At 61.9% G+C, this 19,601-nt stretch carries 17 protein-coding genes; 11 read left to right on the forward strand and 6 right to left on the reverse strand.

Annotation, left to right across the window (positions count from 1 at the left end; all coding sequences use genetic code 11):
• Positions 1-21: 21 nt before the first annotated feature.
• Both HX811_RS08770 and rimK read left to right on the forward strand, forming a co-directional pair.
• The gene (locus HX811_RS08770) at positions 22-486 is read left to right on the forward strand and encodes an ATP-dependent zinc protease (protein WP_371132397.1); all 465 of its coding nucleotides are present in this window, start codon (positions 22-24) and stop codon (positions 484-486) included.
• Positions 483-1,388, forward strand: coding sequence for a 30S ribosomal protein S6--L-glutamate ligase (gene rimK, locus HX811_RS08775; protein WP_003213178.1), 906 nt, complete (start codon positions 483-485; stop codon positions 1,386-1,388). The genes HX811_RS08770 and rimK overlap by 4 nt, the downstream gene beginning before the upstream one ends.
• A gap of 124 nt (positions 1,389-1,512) precedes the next feature.
• Here the strand turns inward: rimK and HX811_RS08780 are convergent, their stop codons facing one another.
• Together HX811_RS08780 and ompR are read right to left on the reverse strand one after the other, a co-directional pair.
• Positions 1,513-2,826 carry an ATP-binding protein gene (locus tag HX811_RS08780; protein WP_003213176.1) on the reverse strand — a complete coding sequence of 438 codons (1,314 nt, stop codon included), beginning with the start codon at positions 2,824-2,826 and terminating at the stop codon, positions 1,513-1,515.
• Between the two features lie 116 nt (positions 2,827-2,942).
• Positions 2,943-3,683, reverse strand: a complete 741-nt coding sequence (gene ompR, locus HX811_RS08785) for a two-component system response regulator OmpR (RefSeq protein WP_003213175.1) — start codon at positions 3,681-3,683, stop codon at positions 2,943-2,945.
• A gap of 357 nt (positions 3,684-4,040) precedes the next feature.
• Between ompR and HX811_RS08790 the strand changes: the two genes are divergently transcribed.
• The 7 genes from HX811_RS08790 to tauD all read left to right on the forward strand — a co-directional run bounded on the left by HX811_RS08790 (position 4,041) and on the right by tauD (position 12,274).
• The gene (locus HX811_RS08790; RefSeq protein ID WP_177045581.1) at positions 4,041-6,365 is read left to right on the forward strand and encodes a Tex family protein; all 2,325 of its coding nucleotides are present in this window, start codon (positions 4,041-4,043) and stop codon (positions 6,363-6,365) included.
• Positions 6,365-6,748 carry a PaaI family thioesterase gene (locus HX811_RS08795; RefSeq protein WP_003213170.1) on the forward strand — a complete coding sequence of 128 codons (384 nt, stop codon included), beginning with the start codon at positions 6,365-6,367 and terminating at the stop codon, positions 6,746-6,748. The genes HX811_RS08790 and HX811_RS08795 overlap by 1 nt, the downstream gene beginning before the upstream one ends.
• A gap of 214 nt (positions 6,749-6,962) precedes the next feature.
• Positions 6,963-8,546 carry a glutamate--cysteine ligase gene (gene gshA, locus HX811_RS08800; protein WP_177045583.1) on the forward strand — a complete coding sequence of 528 codons (1,584 nt, stop codon included), beginning with the start codon at positions 6,963-6,965 and terminating at the stop codon, positions 8,544-8,546.
• 261 nt (positions 8,547-8,807) lie between these two features.
• Positions 8,808-9,785: a taurine ABC transporter substrate-binding protein gene (gene tauA / locus HX811_RS08805; protein WP_003213167.1), complete on the forward strand. Its 978-nt coding sequence runs from the start codon at positions 8,808-8,810 to the stop codon at positions 9,783-9,785.
• Between the two features lie 18 nt (positions 9,786-9,803).
• Positions 9,804-10,583, forward strand: a complete 780-nt coding sequence (gene tauB / locus HX811_RS08810; protein WP_177045585.1) for a taurine ABC transporter ATP-binding subunit — start codon at positions 9,804-9,806, stop codon at positions 10,581-10,583.
• Entirely contained in the window at positions 10,580-11,416 is an 837-nt protein-coding gene (tauC, locus tag HX811_RS08815; protein ID WP_003213163.1) for a taurine ABC transporter permease TauC, read from the forward strand. The genes tauB and tauC overlap by 4 nt, the downstream gene beginning before the upstream one ends.
• A 21-nt stretch (positions 11,417-11,437) precedes the next feature.
• Entirely contained in the window at positions 11,438-12,274 is an 837-nt protein-coding gene (gene tauD / locus HX811_RS08820) for a taurine dioxygenase (RefSeq protein ID WP_003213162.1), read from the forward strand.
• A 147-nt stretch (positions 12,275-12,421) separates the two neighbouring features.
• Here tauD and mgrA read toward each other — a convergent pair whose 3' ends face one another.
• The 3 genes from mgrA to HX811_RS08835 all read right to left on the reverse strand — a co-directional run bounded on the left by mgrA (position 12,422) and on the right by HX811_RS08835 (position 15,949).
• Entirely contained in the window at positions 12,422-13,459 is a 1,038-nt protein-coding gene (gene mgrA / locus HX811_RS08825; protein ID WP_003211877.1) for an L-glyceraldehyde 3-phosphate reductase, read from the reverse strand.
• A gap of 109 nt (positions 13,460-13,568) precedes the next feature.
• Positions 13,569-14,897: an OprD family outer membrane porin gene (locus HX811_RS08830; RefSeq protein ID WP_177045673.1), complete on the reverse strand. Its 1,329-nt coding sequence runs from the start codon at positions 14,895-14,897 to the stop codon at positions 13,569-13,571.
• A gap of 161 nt (positions 14,898-15,058) precedes the next feature.
• Complete coding sequence (locus HX811_RS08835) at positions 15,059-15,949, reverse strand: LysR family transcriptional regulator (RefSeq protein WP_177045587.1); 891 nt, start codon at positions 15,947-15,949, stop codon at positions 15,059-15,061.
• 119 nt (positions 15,950-16,068) lie between these two features.
• Between HX811_RS08835 and HX811_RS08840 the strand changes: the two genes are divergently transcribed.
• Together HX811_RS08840 and HX811_RS08845 are read left to right on the forward strand one after the other, a co-directional pair.
• Positions 16,069-16,800 (forward strand): SDR family oxidoreductase, encoded by a 732-nt coding sequence (locus HX811_RS08840; protein ID WP_008435807.1) that lies wholly within the window; start codon positions 16,069-16,071, stop codon positions 16,798-16,800.
• Between the two features lie 177 nt (positions 16,801-16,977).
• Positions 16,978-17,226 (forward strand): hypothetical protein, encoded by a 249-nt coding sequence (locus tag HX811_RS08845; protein WP_003211868.1) that lies wholly within the window; start codon positions 16,978-16,980, stop codon positions 17,224-17,226.
• A 3-nt stretch (positions 17,227-17,229) separates the two neighbouring features.
• On the opposite strand, the gene betT is transcribed toward HX811_RS08845, so the two are convergent.
• Positions 17,230-19,191 (reverse strand): choline transporter BetT, encoded by a 1,962-nt coding sequence (betT, locus tag HX811_RS08850; protein WP_003211865.1) that lies wholly within the window; start codon positions 19,189-19,191, stop codon positions 17,230-17,232.
• Positions 19,192-19,601 lie beyond the last annotated feature (410 nt).

A 19,601-nucleotide genomic window follows, 5' to 3' on the forward strand; every position in this document is an offset into this window, starting at 1 on the left:
ATATTGAAGACATTTGACCATTTGACCGTTGTGGGTCTGCGTGAGTGGGTGGCACTTCCCGACTTGGGAGTGGCAGGCCTGCGCGCCAAGATCGACACCGGCGCCAGTACCTCAAGCCTGCATGCCACCGAGATCGAGCCATTTGAGCGCGACGGTGCAAAGTGGGTGCGCTTCACCGCGCACCTGGGCAGCGTGGTGCAACTGCGTCACCGGCGCTGCGAAGCACCGCTGGTGGCGATGAAAACCATTAAAAGCTCCAACGGCCAGGCCCAGGTGCGGTATGTGATCAGCACCACCCTGGCCCTGGGCGATCGGGTATGGCGGGTGGAATTCACCCTCGCCTGCCGCAAGGCCATGCGTTACCGCCTGTTGCTGGGCTCCAAGGCCCTGATTGACGGCCAACTGGTGGTCAGTCCCGGCGTCAAATACGTTCAAGACAAGCCGGTGTTCCCGGTCTCTACTACCTCTGCCACAGGTGCTGCATGAAGATCGCTGTGCTGTCGCGTAACCCGCGTCTGTATTCCACCCGTCGCCTGGTCGAGGCCGGCACCGAACGTGGCCATGAGATGGTGGTGATCGATACGTTGCGCGCCTATATGAACATTGCCAGTCATAAGCCGCAGATCCACTACCGGGGCAAACCGCTGGAAGGCTTCGACGCGGTGATCCCGCGTATCGGTGCTTCGGTGACGTTCTATGGCTGCGCGGTACTGCGCCAGTTTGAAATGATGGGGGTGTCTCCCCTCAATGAATCGGTGGCTATCGCCCGTTCGCGGGACAAGCTGCGCTCGCTGCAGTTGCTGTCGCGCCGTGGCATTGGCTTGCCGGTCACCGGCTTTGCGCACTCCCCGGATGACATTCCCGACCTGATCGAGATGGTCAACGGCGCGCCGCTGGTGATCAAGGTGCTGGAAGGCACCCAGGGCATCGGCGTGGTGCTGTGTGAAACCGCGACTGCGGCCGAGTCGGTGATCGAGGCGTTCATGGGCCTCAAGCAGAACATCATGGTGCAGGAGTACATCAAGGAAGCCGGCGGTGCGGATATCCGCTGCTTCGTGGTGGGCGACAAGGTGATTGCCGCGATGAAGCGCCAGGCCAAGCCGGGTGAGTTTCGGTCCAACCTGCACCGTGGCGGCAGTGCCAGCCTGATCAAGATCACCCCGGAAGAACGCATGACCGCACTGCGGGCAGCCAAGGTCATGGGGTTGAGCGTGGCGGGTGTGGATATATTGCGCTCCAACCACGGGCCGCTGGTGATGGAGGTGAACTCGTCACCGGGCCTGGAAGGAATTGAGACCACCACCGGCAAGGATGTGGCGGGGATCATCATTCAGCATCTGGAGAAGAGTGGTGGGCCGAATATGACCAGGACCAAAGGCAAAGGTTGAGGACACCCAACCTGTAAAGCACCGCAAAACCAGTGTGGGAGCGGGCTTGCTCGCGAAGGCGGTGGATCAGTCGACATTTCTATGGACTGACCCACCGCCTTCGCGAGCAAGCCCGCTCCCACATTTAGACCGCGTCCCTGGGCAACATCAGCCCCAACGGCAAGCGCACTCGCGCTTCCAGGCCGCCATCCGGCCGGTTGCGCAATTCGACATTGCCGCCATGCATCGAAGCAATCCGCCGCACAATCGCCAGCCCCAGGCCCGTGCCTTTGCCACCCCGGGCACGGTCGCCGCGGGTGAACGGGTTGAAGATACCTTCCAGTTCCGCCGGATCGATGCCGGCCCCACGGTCCATGACACTCAGCACCACGTAAGGCGCGCTGGTATCCCCGGAAACGTAGGCTGCTACTTCCACATCGGAACCGGCGTGATGCAGCGCGTTACCAATCAGGTTATTCAGCAGGCGCTTCATCGAGACCCGACGCAACGCGAACGGCTGGATCGGCTCCAGGCGCATCCGCACCTGCTCGCCATTCTGGTTATAGGGCGCAACCACCTCGCGAACCAGGTCCGTCAGGTCGACCTCTTCCACCACCTCGTCCCGGCCATCGCGGATAAACGCGAGGAACTGGTCGAGAATCGCGTCCATGTCCTCGATGTCTCGAACCATGTCGTCGGTAAGGTCGGTGTGGTTACCCATCAGCTCCAGGGAAAGCCGCAATCGCGTCAGCGGCGTGCGCAGGTCATGGGACACCCCCGCCAGCATCAGCTCGCGCTCGCGCCCCGCCTGTTCGACATCCTCGGCCATCTGGTTGAATGCGCTGTACACCTCGGTCATTTCACTCGGCGTATCGCTGATGGGCAGGCGCACACTGCGGCCCTGGCCCAGCTGGCGTGCCGCAAACACCAGGCGCTTGAGCGGCTGGTTGAGCTGACGCACGAAAATCCAGGCAGACGCGGTGGAAAGCAAGCCAATCGCCAGGAACCAGCCCAGCACGTTCCAGATCTTCTGCCCCCGCAACGGATGCGGATACAGCGGCACTTTCAGCCAGTCCTCCCCCAGGCTCGGCGCTCGCACCCACAGCGCCGGCGACACATGCATGCGCAGCCGCACCTCGGTGTCTTCACCCAGTTCGGCCTGCATCTGGCGCTGGTAGATTTCGCTGTAGGGCCAATGTTGCTCGCCCTCGGGCACGCCCGCGCCCGCGACCCGGACCAGGGTAGCGGCCTTGGCGATCTTCTCGCGGTTCTCGGGGTCTGCGGCCCAGTAGGCGCGCAAGGTCAGCGCGACACCGTGGCTGTACTGCCGGTCCACCAGCACGTCTTCGTTCATCAACAGATAAACCAGTGTCAGGGCCTTGGAAAACAGTACGACGATGAGCACCAGCCAAAGGGTGCGTGAGAAGAAACTCTGCGGGAACCACAACGGGGTTTTCATAAAAGACAGCTGGACACCTTGCAGGAGCGAGCCAAGCTCGCAGAATTGCAAACGCCGGGCAACCGGCTGACTCTTATCGAGTCATCACCGGCACGCCCGCCTCTGCAAATCATCGGTCACTTGGTTGCAGTGCCATCCGGCACAAACACGTAACCCACACCCCACACCGTCTGGATATAACGCGGCTTGGATGGATCGGGCTCGATCATCCGGCGCAGACGGGAGATCTGTACGTCGATGGAGCGCTCGAGGGCGTCCCACTCACGGCCACGGGCCAGGTTCATCAGCTTGTCGCGGGTCAGCGGCTGGCGAGCGTTCATCACCAGTGCCTTGAGCACGGCGAATTCGCCGGTGGTCAGCATGTGCACTTCATCGCCACGCTTGAGCTCACGGGTGGCCAGCGACAACTCGTAGTCGCCGAAGGTCACGCTTTCGTCTTCGCTGCCTGGAGCGCCCGGTACCGGGGCGGCCTGGCGACGCAGTACGGCCTTGACCCGTGCCATCAGCTCGTCCGGGTTGAACGGCTTGGCCAGGTAATCGTCGGCGCCCAGTTCCAGGCCCTTGATGCGGCTCAGCTCATCGCCCTTGGCGGTCAGCATGATGATCGGGATCTGATTGTTGGCGCCGCGCAGGCGTTTGCAGGCGGTCAGGCCGTCTTCGCCGGGCAGCATCAGGTCCAGCACCACCAGGTTGAAGACTTCACGTCCCAACAGGCGGTCCATCTGTTCGGTGTTTGGCACCGCGCGGGCACGGTAGCCCTTGGAGTTGAAGAAACGCTCCAGCAGGCTGCTCAGCCCCGGATCGTCATCAACGATGAGAATTTTTTCGCCTTCAGCAGTTTGTGCAGTGCTGCTCATTAGATGCTCCTCTTATCTCGGCGCGCATTATGGCGTAGCTGCCGTTATACGCACCGTGTGCATTGTTAGCAGATTTTTCCTCTACCGCCAGCGAACCCGCGCCCTACAACCTTGGCGGCAATCCCCCCAAGGGCAGAACGCTGGTTATAATGCGGCGCCTTTGTGCAGGGCAACGTCAGTTCGTTACCGTTTACTGCCAGGGGATTTTTTTCACCCGCTTGTAGTGATTTTTTCGATTTCGAGGGTCAATAGGCTGCCTCTTGACCCAGGCAGCGGCGCCAGACGGGCCGCTCAACCAGCCTCGCGAGCCTTGTTTTCCGGGCCTGCGAGCCTGCTTTCAGAATTTCAGGTGGTTTTATGGACAGCATCAACAGCCGCATCGCCGAGGAACTCGGCGTACGCCCACAACAGGTCGAAGCGGCCGTCGCTCTACTGGATGAAGGCTCCACAGTGCCCTTCATCGCCCGTTACCGTAAAGAAGTCACCGGCAGCCTCGATGATATCCAGTTGCGGCATCTGGAAGAGCGCCTGCGCTACCTGCGAGAACTCGACGAACGGCGTATCAGTATCCTCGCCAGCATCGAAGAGCAAGGCAAGCTGACCCCGCAGCTGGAACGCGACATCAAGCTCGCCGACACCAAGACCCGCCTCGAAGACTTGTACCTGCCGTACAAGCAGAAGCGCCGCACCAAGGGCCAGATCGCCCTGGAAGCCGGCCTCGGCGAGCTGGCCGACGGTCTGTTCAATGACCCGTCCCTGGCCCCGGAAACCGAAGCTGCACGCTTTGTCGATGCCGAAAAAGGCGTGGCCGACGTCAAGGCCGCCCTCGAAGGCGCCAAGTACATCCTCATGGAGCGCTTCGCCGAAGACGCCAACCTGCTGGAAAAACTGCGCAACTACCTGAAGCAGGAAGCCACCCTCAGTGCCCGCGTGATCGCCGGCAAGGAAGAGGAAGGCGCCAAGTTCCGCGATTATTTCGAACACGACGAGCCGCTGAAAAGCATGCCGTCCCACCGTGCACTGGCGATTTTCCGCGGCCGCAACGAAGGCATCCTGAGCTCCGCGCTGAAAGTCGGCGACGAGCTGCCAGGCACCATGCACCCGTGCGAAGGCATGATCGGTCAACAGTTCGGCATCCAGAATCAGAATCGTCCTGCGGACAAGTGGCTCGGTGAGGTCGTGCGCTGGACCTGGAAGGTCAAGCTCTACACCCACCTGGAAACCGACCTGCTGGGCGAGTTGCGCGACGGCGCCGAAACCGAAGCCATCAGCGTATTCGCCCACAACCTGCACGACCTGCTGCTGGCCGCACCCGCCGGCCCACGCGCGACCCTGGGCCTCGACCCGGGCCTGCGCACCGGCTGCAAGGTTGCCGTGGTCGACGCCACCGGCAAGCTGCTGGATCACGCCACGGTTTACCCCCACGTGCCGCACAACAAGTGGGACCAGACCATCGCCATCCTGGCCGCCCTGTGCGCCAAGCACTCGGTGGACCTGATCGCCATCGGCAACGGCACCGCCAGCCGTGAAACCGACAAGCTGGCCGCCGAGCTGATCAAAAAATACCCAGGCATGCAGATGACCAAGGTGATGGTCTCCGAGGCCGGCGCTTCGGTGTACTCCGCGTCTGAACTGGCTTCCAAGGAATTCCCGGACCTCGACGTGTCGATCCGTGGCGCTGTGTCCATTGCTCGCCGCCTGCAGGACCCACTGGCCGAGCTGGTGAAGATCGACCCGAAATCCATCGGCGTCGGCCAGTACCAGCACGACGTGTCGCAGCTGAAACTGGCTCGCGGCCTGGACGCCGTGGTTGAAGACTGCGTGAACGCCGTGGGCGTGGACGTAAACACCGCTTCGGTTGCGCTGCTGGCCCGCATCTCCGGCCTCAACGCCACCCTGGCGCAGAACATCGTGACCCACCGCGACGAAAACGGTGCGTTCAAGACCCGTGCAGCGCTGAAAAAAGTCGCACGCCTTGGCGAAAAAACCTTCGAGCAAGCCGCCGGCTTCCTGCGCGTCATGAACGGTGACAACCCGCTGGACTCCTCGGCTGTCCATCCGGAAGCCTACCCGCTGGTACAACGCATCGCCGCTGAAACCGACCGCGACATCCGCTCGCTGATCGGCGACGCCGCGTTCCTCAAGCGCCTGGACCCGAAGAAGTACACCGACGAAACCTTCGGCGTGCCGACCATCACCGACATCCTGCAAGAGCTGGAAAAACCTGGCCGCGACCCGCGTCCCGAGTTCAAGACCGCCGAGTTCCAGGAAGGCGTCGAAGACCTCAAGGACCTGCAACTGGGGATGATCCTCGAAGGCGTGGTGACCAACGTGACCAACTTCGGCGCGTTTGTGGATATCGGCGTGCATCAGGACGGTTTGGTGCACATCTCTGCGCTTTCGGAGAAGTTCATCAAGGACCCGCGTGAAGCGGTGAAAGCCGGTGATGTGGTCAAGGTCAAGGTCATGGAAGTCGACATCCCGCGCAAACGCGTCGGCCTGTCGATGCGCATGAGCGACACCCCGGGCGAGAAAATCGACGGTGCCCGCGGCGCACGCCCGGGCTCGGCGCCACGCCAGTCCCAAGGCGCCGCCCCCCGCAAGGAAACCGCTGCGCCAGCCCCGGCCAACAACGCCATGGCTTCGCTGTTCGCCAACGCCAAACAACTGAAGAAACGTTAATGGAACTGCCAGCCGGCTTGACCCACAGCGCGTTCAGCGAACTCATTGGCTGCCGCCTGCAGCGCCTGGAAACCGGTGTTGCCGAGGTGGCCTTGACCCTGGAACCGCAGTTGCGCAACCGCGCTGGCAAGCTCCATGGCGGGGCGATCTTCAGCCTGGTGGACATTGCCATGGGGTTGGCGTGTTCCAGCTCCCATGGTTTCGACCAGCAGAGCGCGACCATCGAATGCAAGATCAACTACATCCGCGCCGTTTCCGACGGCGATGTGCTGTGCACCGCCCGAGTGATTCACCCGGGCCGGCGCACGCTGGTGGTCGAGGCGGACGTGTACCAGGACGAAAAACTGGTCGCAAAAGCACAAGGCACCTTCGCTGTCCTATAGCTCCCTGTCATCGATTTGAGTTAATTTCGGCGCTTCGAAAGTTGCGCCGAACTTTTCCTCGTGCGCGATAGCCAGATTCAGGGACGAGGGCGGCTCTTTCAGAGTGGGTCAATCCGGCTCAAAAACCAGGCGATAACGCCAGTTTCCACTTCACCCTTGTAGACCGTCCTGACCACCCCCATATTGGGGCGACTGACGCGTGAAGGAATCCAACTTGAGCGAACTTCTCAACCGCCGCCTGGCCCTGCTCGGCAAGCACGAACACCTCTCTTTGCTCGAGCAATGCCTGCACGGCATCGAGCGCGAATGCCTGCGCGTCACCGGTGAAGGCCGACTGGCACAAACGCCGCATCCCGAGGCCCTGGGCGCTGCACTGACCCACGAACAGATCACCACCGACTATTCCGAGTCGCTGCTTGAGTTCATCACGCCGGCGTTACCCAACCCGGCCGATACCCTGAGCAGCCTCGACAAGATCCACCGTTTTGCCTACAGCAAGCTCGGCAGCGAGTACCTGTGGAGTCCATCGATGCCGTGCCCGTTGCCGGCCGAGGAAGATATTCCGATTGCCTACTACGGCACCTCCAACATCGGACAGCTCAAGTACGTGTATCGCAAGGGCCTGGCCCTGCGGTACGGCAAGACCATGCAGTGCATCGCCGGGATCCACTACAACTTTTCCCTGCCGGAAGACCTCTGGCCGTTGCTCAAGGAAGCCGAAGGCTTCGTGGGCACCGACCGGGATTACCAGTCCACGGCCTATATCGCGCTGATCCGTAACTTCCGCCGCTACAGCTGGCTGCTGATGTACCTGTTCGGCGCCTCGCCGGCCCTGGACGCGGGTTTCCTGCGCGGTCGTTCGCACCAGCTCGAAGTGCTGGACGCCGACACCCTGTACCTGCCGTACGCCACCAGCCTGCGCATGAGCGACCTGGGTTACCAGAGCAACGCCCAGGCCGGCCTGACGCCGTGCTACAACGACCTGGCGAGCTACACCGACAGCCTGCGCGAAGCTGTGGCAACACCCTACGCACCGTACGTCGAAGTCGGTACCCATAAGGACGGTGAGTGGGTTCAGCTCAACACCAACATCCTGCAGATCGAAAACGAGTACTACTCCAACATCCGGCCCAAGCGCGTGACCTACACCGGCGAACGGCCGATCCAGGCGCTGATGGCCCGTGGCATCCAGTACATTGAAGTGCGCTGCCTGGACATCAACCCGTTCCTGCCGATGGGCATCGACTTGCAAGAGTCGCGCTTCCTCGATGCGTTCCTGCTGTATTGCGCGCTGAATGACAGCCCGCTGTTCGCCGACAATGAGTGCGGCAACGCCACCTCCAACTTCCTCAGCGTGGTCAAGGAAGGCCGCCGTCCGGGCCTGCAATTGCAGCGCCGTGGCGAATCGGTGGACATGAAGGAATGGGCGGCAGAGCTGCTGGAGCAGATTGCTCCGCTGGCGGCGATGCTGGACCAGAGCCAGGGCATCAATGAACACAGCCTGGCGCTGGACGCGCAGCTGGCGAAGGTCAAGGATTCGTCCCTGACCCCGTCGGCCCAGGTGCTGGCGGCGATGAGCGAGCGTAAAGAGAGCTTTGCGCAGTTCTCGCTGCATCAGAGCCAGGTGCATGCGGAGTACTTCCGCAGCGAGCCGTTGAAGGCAGAGGAACAGGCACGCTTTGAAGAGCTGGCGCGCAGTTCGCTGGCGCAGCAGGCGGAGCTTGAGCAGAACGAAGTGGGTGATTTTGACGTGTTTGTCGGGTCGTACCAGGCGAGCATCCTCGCCATCAGCAACTAAAAGCCTGACACAGACCCCTGTGGGGGCGGGGCTCTAGTGGGAGCCGGGCTTGCCCGCGATGCAGGCGCCGCGGTATTTCATCAGTACCGAGTCGATGCTATCGCAGGCAAGCCCGCTCCCACATTTGACCTACGCGCCTTCTAGCCTGGCGCGCGAGTTTCTCCTCATAAGCTAATTCGAAAATGTTATTTATTTTCGGATTCTTAGATCATTTAGTCTTCTCACACGCCGACCTCCGGCCGCCTGATGAGGACTTCCCCCTTGAAACTGCACTTCCCCCTTCGCCTCTTGGCGGCGTTGTCCCTGGCCGGTGCCAGCCTGTTTGCCCAGGCCGCCGACGTGACCATCGCTTACCAGACCACCGTTGACCCGGCGAAAGTCGCCCAGGCCGACGGCGCGTACGAAAAAGCCACCAACGCCAAGATCGACTGGCGCAAATTCGACAACGGTGCCGACATCATCGCCGCCATCGCTTCCGGTGACGTGCAGATCGGCTACCTCGGTTCCAGCCCGCTGACCGCTGCCGTGACCCGCAAGGTTCCGGTGGAAACCTTCCTGATCGCCACCCAGATCGGCGGGGCCGAGGCCCTGGTGGCCCGCAACGGTTCCGGGATCAACAGCCCGCAGGACCTAATCGGCAAGAAAGTCGCCGTGCCATTCGTTTCCACCGGCCACTACAGCCTGCTGGCCGCGTTGAAGCACTGGAACATCGACCCGTCCAAAGTGACCATTCTCAACCTCGCCCCGCCGGCCATCATCGCCGCCTGGAAACGTGGTGATATCGACGCCACCTACGTGTGGGACCCAGCGCTTGGCGTAGCCAAGGAAAACGGCAAGGTGCTGATCACCTCCGGCGAACTGGCCAAGTTCGGCGCGCCGACCTTCGATGCCTGGATCGTGCGTAAGGATTTCGCCGAGAAGCACCCGGAAATCGTCACGGCTTTTGCCAAGGTCACCCTGGATGCCTACGCCGCTTACCGCAAAGACCCACAAGCCTGGCTGGCTGACAAAGGCAACGTCGACAAACTGGTGAAGCTCTCCGGGGCCAAGGCCAGCGACATTCCGCTGCTGCTGCAAGGCAACGTCTACCCGCTGGCGGCTGACCAGGTCACCCTGCTCGGCGCACCGACCACCAAGGCTGTCACCGACACCGCCGCATTCCTCAAGGAACAAGGCAAGGTCGACGCCGTACTGCCGGACTACGCCCCGTACGTCAGCCCGAAGTTCATCACTAACTGATACCAGGAGTTAACCGCGATGGCCTTGCTACAACTGGAGCGCATCAGCGCACAGTACCCAGGCAGCCCGGAGCCAGTACTGGCAGATATTTCCCTGAGCCTTGGGCCCCAGCAATTGCTGGTGGCCCTCGGCCCTTCCGGCAGTGGCAAGACTTCGCTGTTGAACCTGATTGCCGGCTTTGTCGAACCCAGCGCCGGGCGCATCACCCTTGACGGTGTGCCGGTAAAAGGACCGAGCGCCGAACGCGGCGTGGTGTTCCAGGACGACGCCCTGCTGCCCTGGCAGGACGTGCTGGCCAACGTCGGCTTCGGCCTGGAGTTGGCAGGCGTGCCCAAGGACCAGCGGGAAATCCGCGCCCGGGAAATGCTCGCCCTGGTGGACCTCGCCGGTTTCGACCGCCGTCGTATCTGGCAACTCTCCGGTGGCCAGAAGCAACGTGTCGGCCTGGCCCGTGCATTGGCTGCCGACCCCCGCGTACTGCTGATGGACGAACCCTTCGGCGCCCTCGATGCCTTCACCCGCGAACAGATGCAGGAGCTGTTGCTGCAAGTCTGGCGGCGCACGGCCAAACCGGTATTCCTGATTACCCACGACATCGAAGAAGCGGTGTTCCTCGCCACGGATTTGATTCTGCTGGCGCCCAACCCCGGCCAGATCGTCGAGCGCCTGAGCCTGGACTTCGGCCAGCGCTACGCCGCCGGCGAGTCGGCACGCGCGATCAAGTCCGACCCGCGCTTTATCGAAACCCGCGAACACGTGCTGGGCAAGGTGTTCTCGCAACGGCAGGTGTCCGCATGAGCAGTTACGAATTACCGGCCACGGCCACCAAGCCGGCGAGCAAACCCGTCGTGCCCGTACGCCGCAGCCTGAGCACCCGCTGGATCAGCGTGCTGACCCTGGTGACCCTGGTTGCCATCTGGTGGGCCGTGACCGCCAGCGGGCTGATCGAGCCGCTGTTCCTGCCACCGCCTTCGGCCGTGCTGCAAAAAGGCTGGCTGCTGGCGACCACCGGCTACATGGATTCCACCCTGTGGCAGCACCTGGGCGCGAGCCTCAAGCGCATCGGCCTGGGCCTCGGCTTTGCCGTGCTGACCGCCGTGCCGGTGGGGATTGCCATCGGCTCCAACCGCATCGCCCGGGGCATTCTCGACCCGCTGATCGAGTTCTACCGGCCGATTCCACCACTGGCCTACCTGCCGCTGATCGTGATCTGGTGCGGCATCGGCGAGCTGTCCAAGGTGTTGCTGATCTACCTGGCGATTTTTGCGCCGATTGCCATCGCGACCGCCACCGGCGTACGTACCGTCGACCCGGCCAAACTGCGCGCCGCGCAGTCGTTGGGCGCTACCCGGGCACAACTGATTCGCCATGTGATCCTGCCGAGCGCCCTGCCCGACATCCTCACCGGCGTGCGGATTGGCCTGGGCGTGGGTTGGTCGACCCTGGTAGCCGCAGAATTGATCGCGGCCACCAGCGGCCTGGGCTTCATGGTGCAGTCCGCCGCGCAATTCCTGGTCACCGACGTGGTGGTGCTGGGGATTCTGGTGATCGCGCTGATCGCCTTCGCCATGGAAATGGGCTTGCGTGCCCTGCAGCGCAAATTGGTGCCGTGGCATGGCCAGGCACACTGAAAAATTTTCGACGAGAATCCCATGAGCAGCCTGACCGTAACACCTCTCAGCACCGCCCTTGGCGCCCAGATCAGTGGCGTCGACATCACCCAACCGCTGAACATTGAAGACCGCGACGCCATCGAACAGGCGCTGCTCAAGCATTCGGTGCTGTTCTTCCGTAACCAGCCGATCAACCCGCAGCAACAGGCGCGGTTCGCGGCGAATTTCGGCGACCTGCACATTCACCCGATCTACCCCAACGTGCCGGAGCAGCCAGAAGTGCTGATCCTCGACACCGCCGTGACCGACGTGCGCGACAACGCCATCTGGCACACCGACGTGACCTTCCTGCCCACCCCGGCCCTCGGTGCGGTACTGAGCGCCAAGCTGCTGCCGGAGTTTGGTGGCGATACGTTGTGGGCCAGCGGGATTGCCGCGTATGAGGCGTTGTCCGAGCCGTTCAAGAAACTGTTGGACGGTTTGACGGCAACCCATGACTTCACCCGCTCCTTCCCGCTGGAGCGTTATGGCAACACGCCGGAAGATTTGGCGCGCTGGGAAGAAGCCCGGCGCAAGAACCCGCCGCTGTCTCACCCGGTGATTCGTACACACCCGGTGAGCGGGCGTAAGTCGCTGTTCGTCAGCGAGGGGTTCACCAGCAAGATCAACGAACTGGAGCCGGCGGAAAGCGACGTGGTGTTGAAGCTGCTGTTTGCCCATGCAACACGACCGGAATTCACCATTCGCTGGCGTTGGCAGGAAAATGACGTGGCGTTCTGGGATAACCGCGTGACCCAGCATTACGCGGTGGATGATTACCGGCCGCAGCGGCGGGTGATGCATCGGGCGACGATTCTTGGAGATGTGCCGTTCTAGCAGGCACACCACAAATCAAATGTGGGAGCGGGCTTGCTCGCGAAAGCGGTGAATCAGTCGACATATCCAGTGACTGACACTCCGCTTTTGCGAGCAAGCCCGCTCCCACATTGGGTAGAGGTTGATGCAGGAATCGGGCTCTACCGCTTATTCAGCCGTAGACGGCTTCTCCCACAAGTTAATCCCGCCTTCCTGGGCAAACCGATCAATCTCCGCCAGCTCCTGCGCGCTGAAGCTCAGGTTCTGCAACGCACCGACGTTTTCAATGATCTGCTCCGGCCGGCTCGCGCCGATCAGGGCGCTGGTGACCCGTGGATCACGCAACGTCCACGCCAACGCCATCTGCGCCAGGCTCTGGCCACGGCGCTTGGCAATTTCATTCAGCGCGCGGGCGTGGGCGATGTTGGCCTCGGACAAGTGCTTGGCCTGCAACGAACCACCCCCCGGGCGATTCACCCGCGCATCCGCCGGTACGCCGTTGAGGTATTTGTCGGTCAGCAGGCCCTGGGCCAAAGGCGTGAACGCGATCACCCCGGCACCGAGTTCTTCGGTGACGTCCAGCAGGTCTTTTTCCACCCAGCGGTTGAGCAGGTTGTAGGCCGGCTGGTGGATCAGCAGCGGGACTTTCCACTCCTGGAGCAGCGCCGCAATTTCCCGGGTTTTCACGCCGGAGTAGGACGAGATCCCGATGTACAACGCCTTGCCCTGTTGCACGGCGGTGGCCAGTGCGCTGGCGGTTTCTTCCAGCGGGGTGTCGGCATCAAAACGGTGGGAATAGAAGATGTCCACGTAGTCGACGCCCAGGCGTTGCAGGCTCTGGTCGAGGCTCGCCAGCACGTACTTGCGCGAACCGCCGCCCTGGCCATAAGGGCCTGGCCACATGTCCCAGCCCGCCTTGCTGGAGATGATCAGTTCATCGCGGTAATGCTTGAAGTCTTCCCGCAGCAAACGACCGAAGTTGATCTCGGCGCTGCCGTATGGAGGGCCGTAGTTGTTGGCCAGGTCGAAGTGGTTGATACCCAGGTCGAACGCGGTGCGCAGCAAGGCGCGCTGGGTGTCGATCGGGGTGCTGTCGCCAAAGTTGTGCCACAGCCCCAGGGACAGTGCCGGCAGCACCAGTCCGCTGCGACCTACGCGGCGGTAAGGAATAGATTCATAGCGGTTTTCGGCAGCAATGTAAGTCATCGAATCCTCTCTTGGACTTGGGGCAAATAAGGCCCGGGAATAAGCATATTCCCGGGCCTTTTAAGCAGCTGAATCGCTTAAGTCTGCCTATCCCTTTTACAGCAAAGTCCTACCAGAGTGGAACGACGTAGCTTACATAGAAGCGGTTTTCATCTTGCACCGTGGCACCGGTGATATCCGGGCTGGCGTGGGCATTTCGCCAGGTCACGCCCAGGCCTTTGAGGGTGCCGGTGGGCACCTGGTAAGCCACGGTGACGTTACGTTCCCATTCACTGGTAGTGCCTTGGGTGGTGCGGATGTCATCACCGTGTGCGTAGGACGTGGCGAAGGTCAGGCCGTTAAGGCCGAGTTTGCCGAAGTCATATTTGTACTGCGCCAGCCAGGTGCGCTCGCCGGCATGCTGGAATTTGTTCAGTTGCATGTTGGTGAGTGCCGGGGTGTCGGCGCCCGAGCCCGGGCCCTGGTTGCTGGCACCGCTGTTCAGGCCGGAATCCAGGTACGGGAAGTCGCTGTCGCCGCTGTTTTTCTGGAGGCCCAGGCCGACGGTATGGCCGTCCAGGCTGTAGCTTTCCAACAGGCTGACGGTGGACTGGTTGATGCGGCCCTTGGAGGTGCCATCGCCGTAGAGACCCGCCGCGGAATAGTCTTTGTCGCCCGCGGCGTTTTCACCCACACCCAGGCTGCGGTACAGGCGCACGTCGGTGTCGATCGCGCCGACAGGCAAGGCGTCATGACGCTTGGCACCGAGGAAGAACTGCTGGTAGTAATCCTCAAGGTTGGAGTACCACAGGCTGACGGTGGTGTCCGGCAAACCTTTGTAGTCCGCACCGCCGTAGAGGAAGCGATCGCTCTCTTTGGTGCCGCCGGCGGTGATCATGCCCTGGTCGCCGGTTTCGTTGCGGATCTTGGTCTTGAGGATGTCACCGGCGGTAAAGGTGAAGTCGGTCAAGTCCTTGGAAACCAACTGCACGCCGGTGTTGGTCTGCTGGTACAGGCGGCCGTCGGTGTTGGCCAGCACCGGGTTGTTGCCGTACAGCGTACCGACGCGCAATTCATCCTGGGCGAAGCGCATCTTGAAGGTCGGGCTGAGCACGCCGAACTGGTCGGCCGACTTGCCGTTATCCAGCGGGAACATGCTGCCGGGGTAGCGGCCCTGGTGATCCTTGTCATTGAGGTCGCCGCCGGAGTCCAGTTTCAAACCGTAGAACGCCTGCAGGTCCAGGCCAAAGCCCACCGGCCCATCGGTGTAGCCGGACTTGAAATTGAACTCAAAACCCTGGCCCCAATCGCGGATGCTGTGGGCCTTGTTATTGCTGTTCACCACATCCCGCCCCTGCTGGTTGAGGTAGCGGTTGAGCAGGGTCACGTCGGCGTGGCTGTCATCGATAAAATCGGCGTGGGCGGACAGCATAAAGCTCGCCATGGCGGCACCCACCATGGGGCTTAATAACGTCTTCATTGGTACCGGTCTCCGTCACTGTTCTGAAATGAAAGCGTCAAACGCTTCACACAATTAGGCGATGGCCATGTGACAGTTCGGAGTCAAAACACCCTTTACCCGGATGAAATTAAATTTAAGAAACCCAGTAAAGACGCGGGTTAGCGGGCAGTGGCGAAGATTTCGGCGAGCCAATCGACGAACACCCGCACCCTCGGCGACATGTGTCGGTTTTGCGGGTAGAGCACTGAAACCGGCATGGGCGGCGGTGGTGTATCAATGAGGATTTCCTGCATCACGCCCTGGTCAATCAGCTCGGCGATGCGGTAGTGCGGGCACTGGATAATGCCCAGTCCGGCGACTGCGCTGGCGGAATAAATCTCTGCACCGAACACCGACAGTGCCCCCTCGATCGTCACTTCCTGCACCTGGCCGTCGACCATGAATTCGAAGGGGAACAGCTTCGCGGTGGTGCGTGAAACATAGTTCACCGCACGGTGCTCGCCCAGGTCGGCGAGGCGCTTCGGCTCGCCGTATTTGCGCAGGTAGGCCGGGCTCGCGCAGGTCACCTGGCGCAGCGTCGCCACCCGGCGACCGATCAATGCCGAATCCCCCAGGGTGCCCGCCCGCAGCACACAATCCACGCCTTCGGCGATCAGGTCGACGAAGCGGTCCGCCTCGCTGATGGACAGCTCGATTTCCGGGTAGCGCGCCATGAATTGCGGCAGCGCCGGGATCACGAAGTACTTGGCCAGGGTGCCGTGCAAATCCACCCGCAGGCGGCCCTTGGGGGCCACCGAACGGAAGGCCAGTTCCGCCTCTTCCAGCTCCGCCAGCAGTTGCACACAGCGCAGGTAATAGGCCTCGCCATCCAGCGTGGGGCGGACGCGGCGGGTGCTGCGTTCCAGCAGGCGCGTGCCGAGCCAGGCCTCGAACTGGTTGAGGGTGTGGGTCAGGGTGGCGCGCGGCAGGTTCAGGTCATCGGCCGCCAGCGTGAAGCTGCTGCGTTCGTAAATCCTCACGAACACTTTCATCGCTTTGACCTGGTCCACGGCGCGTCTCCATTGTTGGCGATTCTTGAACAGTCAAGGCAACTCTGGCGCATTTATCGGCCTGGGTAAACATGTGAATCTGCTTCCACACCCAACCACTGCCCCAAGGAAACCAGATCATGACTACCCAAGTTGCTATCGTTACCGGCGCCTCACGCGGCATCGGCGCCGTGGTTGCCAGACAACTGGCTGCCGACGGTTATGCCGTCGCCATCAACTACGCCAACAGCGCCACCGAAGCGTCAAGGCTGGTAGTGGAGTTGCGCCAGGCCGGCCACCAAGCCATAGCGATCCAGGGCGACGTGGCCAGCGCCGCCGACGTCAAGCGCCTGTTCGACGAGACCGAAGCCCAGCTGGGCAAGGTTGATGTGCTGATCAACAACGCCGGGATTCTCAAGGTGCTGCCGCTGGCCCAACACAGCGATGAGCTCTACAACCAGAACTTCGACATCCATACCCGCGGCACCTTCAACGCCCTGCGTGAAGCCGCCACCCGCCTGAACGACGGCGGGCGCATCGTCAATTTCTCCAGCAGCACCGTCGGCCTCAACTTCCCCGGTTATGCGGTGTACATCGCCAGCAAGGCGGCGGTGGAATCCCTGACCCAGGTGTTCGCCAAGGAAATGCGCGGCCGGCGCATCACCGTCAACGCCGTTGCCCCGGGCCCGGTGGCGACCGAACTGTTCCTGCATGGCAAAAGCGAAGAGCAGATCCAGGGCCTGGCCAAGATGGCACCCCTGGAACGCCTGGGCCAACCGGAAGATATCGCACGCGTGGTGGCGTTCCTGGTGAGCCCGGCCGGTGGTTGGGTGAACGGGCAAATCCTGCGGGCCAATGGTGGTTTGGTCTGAAGACCGGCAAACGCTCGTTCAACGGCAAACTACTATTGTGGCGAGGGAGCTTGCTCCCGCTGGAGTGCGCAGCGCTCCCATCTTTTTTGGGGCCGCTGCGCAGCCCAGCGGGAGCAAGCTCCCTCGCCACAGGTTTGGTGTTCATGGAAAATCAGCGGGTATCAGGAGACTTCAGATATGCACACCGCCCTCGTCATCACCGCCGGCCTGATCCTCCTCGCGCTGATGCTGTTCATCGGCCAAAAGCTGGGCGTCAGCCGGCACATTCTGGCCTACAGCTTTGTCGGGATCTGGTTGGTGGTGTCGGTGGTGAACGGCGCGGTAGGTGTGGTCACTGCCGGCCAGCCCCTGGTCTCGGAGCTGGTGATCGGCAGCGGGGTATTCGGTGCGCCGTTGGTGGCACTGGCCCTGTTTATCAGGGCCTGAGCCTTAACGAACCAGGTGCAGGAACTGCATGTGCCGTTCGTACTGGTCGAGGATGTCGTTGATGATCTGCTCCTTGGTGTAGCCCACCAGGTCGTAGTCCTGACTGCCCTCGCTCAAGTGCACTTCCGCCCGGTAGTAGCGGCGGTTGTTGAGCTGCTTGGAACCCATGCCGCCCCGTGCGAATGACGGGGTGAAATAGCCGCGCATCTGCACCTGATACACAAACGGGTGCTGCTCGCCGTGGCCGATCTCCAGGCTGACGCTGTCATTGGCCGGGTCAGGCTGGGTGACCACGTTGAGGCCTTTTTCGACAAACACCGCCGTCACTTCTTCGATGGCCGGGCGCACCGTGGTCTCGAGGAAACGGTACACCTCATCCCGTGACGGGAAATGCACCGCCTGGCTCAGGCGCTGGCGCCAACCGCCGGTGCCCTTGCGTGAGCCCGATACCGGCGCGAGGGAATGCATCTGCGCAATCTGCTTCTGCGACTCAAGGTAGAACGCCTTGTGCAGCCCCCACATCATCAGCAGCAGGATCATCGAGAACGGTAGCGAGGTCAGCACCACGGCCGACTTGAGCGAGTCGATGCTGCCGGCAAACAGCAGCGCGCTGGTCACCAACGCGGTCATCGCGCCCCAGAACACCCGCAGCCACTTCGGCCCGTCTTCATCGGCGTTGCCGCCTTTGGCCGACAAGGTCGAGAGCACCACCGTGCCGGAGTCGGCCGAGGTGACGAAGAACACGAAGCTGATAAACACCGTGACCGCGATAACGGTCTTGCTCCACGGGTAGGTTTCCAGCAGCAGGTAGAGGCTCATCGACGGGTCATCAATGGCCGACTGTCCCAGCGCCGTGAGGCCGTGGTTGAGCACCTGGTCGATGGCGCTGTTGCCGAAGATCGACATCCACGCCAGGGTGAAGCCCAGCGGGATCAACAGCACGCCGAACACGAATTCACGGATGGTACGACCGCGGGAAATGCGCGCGATAAACAGGCCTACGAACGGCGACCATGCGATCCACCAGGCCCAATAGAACACGGTCCAGCCGCCCAGCCAGTCGCTCGGTTTGTCGTAGGCGTAGAGGTCGAAACTCTTGGTCGGCAAGGCGCCGAGGTAGTCGCCGATGTTCTGGATCAGGGTGTTGAGCAAGTGCTGGGTAGGGCCGGCGAACAACACGAACAGCAGCAGCGCGCAGGCCAGCAGCATGTTGATGTCGGACATCACCCGCACGCCCTTGTCGACGCCGGAGACCGCCACCAGGATCGCCGCGCCCATCATCAAGGTGATGAGGCCGACCTGGATCCACTGGGTGTGGGCCACGCCGAACAGGTAATCGAGCCCGGAGTTGAGATGCAACACGCCAAAGCCCATGTCGGCGCCGAGGCCGAACACCGTGGCGATGATGCCGAAGCCGTCCACCGCATAACCGATGGGGCCGTTGATGCGCTTGCCGATCAGCGGATACAGCGCCGAGCGCAACGCCAGCGGCAGGTTATGCCGGTAGGCGAAGTACGCCAGGGCCATGCCGACGAAGGCGAACACGCCCCAGCCATGCAGGCCCCAGTGCAGAAACAGGATCTGCATGGCCTGGCGCGCCGCGTCACCGTTCAGGGCCTCGCCCTGGGGCGGTTGCACCAGGTGAGTCAGGGGTTCGGACACGCAGAAGAAAAACAGCGTGATGCTGATCCCGGCGGCGAACAGCATGCCGGCCCAGGACAGGTAACTGAATTCGGGCTCGTCGTGGTCGGCACCGAGTTTGATCTTGCCGTAGCCCGATAACGCGGTGACCACCACGAAGACCAGATACAGGGTCATCGCCAGCATGTAGTACCAGCCGACCGTGTTGGCCGCCCAGTTTTGTGCGGCCAGCAGCCAGGCGCCGGCTTGTTCGGGAATCGCGATGACGGTCAGGCCGAACAGCAGGATGAAGCTCGCGGCGAAGTAAAACACCGGCGGGTTCATGCGGACCAGACCGCTGGAAGGTGTGGACGATGCACTCATGTAGGGCGCACCTCAAGGGTATGGGATGTGGCTGTAAAAAACGGACTCAGCAAAGGTAAGCCTCCTGTTGTGAGCGGGCAGCGAACCACCGATTTAACTTGAACGAACAGTCAAGTTAAACATGGATAGGGGTTTGAGGACTAATCGCAGGGCCGAGTGGTAGGTGTTTCCTACACTAGCTCAAGGAAAGGTATGACGTATGAGGATGACGAAACGTTCAGCGATTGCTGAGTGAAATACTGGCCGAGACTGGAACGCGATCCATTGTGGGAGCTGGCTTGCCTGCGATTGCGGTGGGTCAGCCATACATCTGTTGCTGGTACACCGCTATCGCAGGCAAGCCAGCTCCCACATTTGATCTGTGTGATCTT

The organism is Pseudomonas sp. F8002, from assembly GCF_013385495.1.
Taxonomy (GTDB): Bacteria; Pseudomonadota; Gammaproteobacteria; order Pseudomonadales; family Pseudomonadaceae; genus Aquipseudomonas.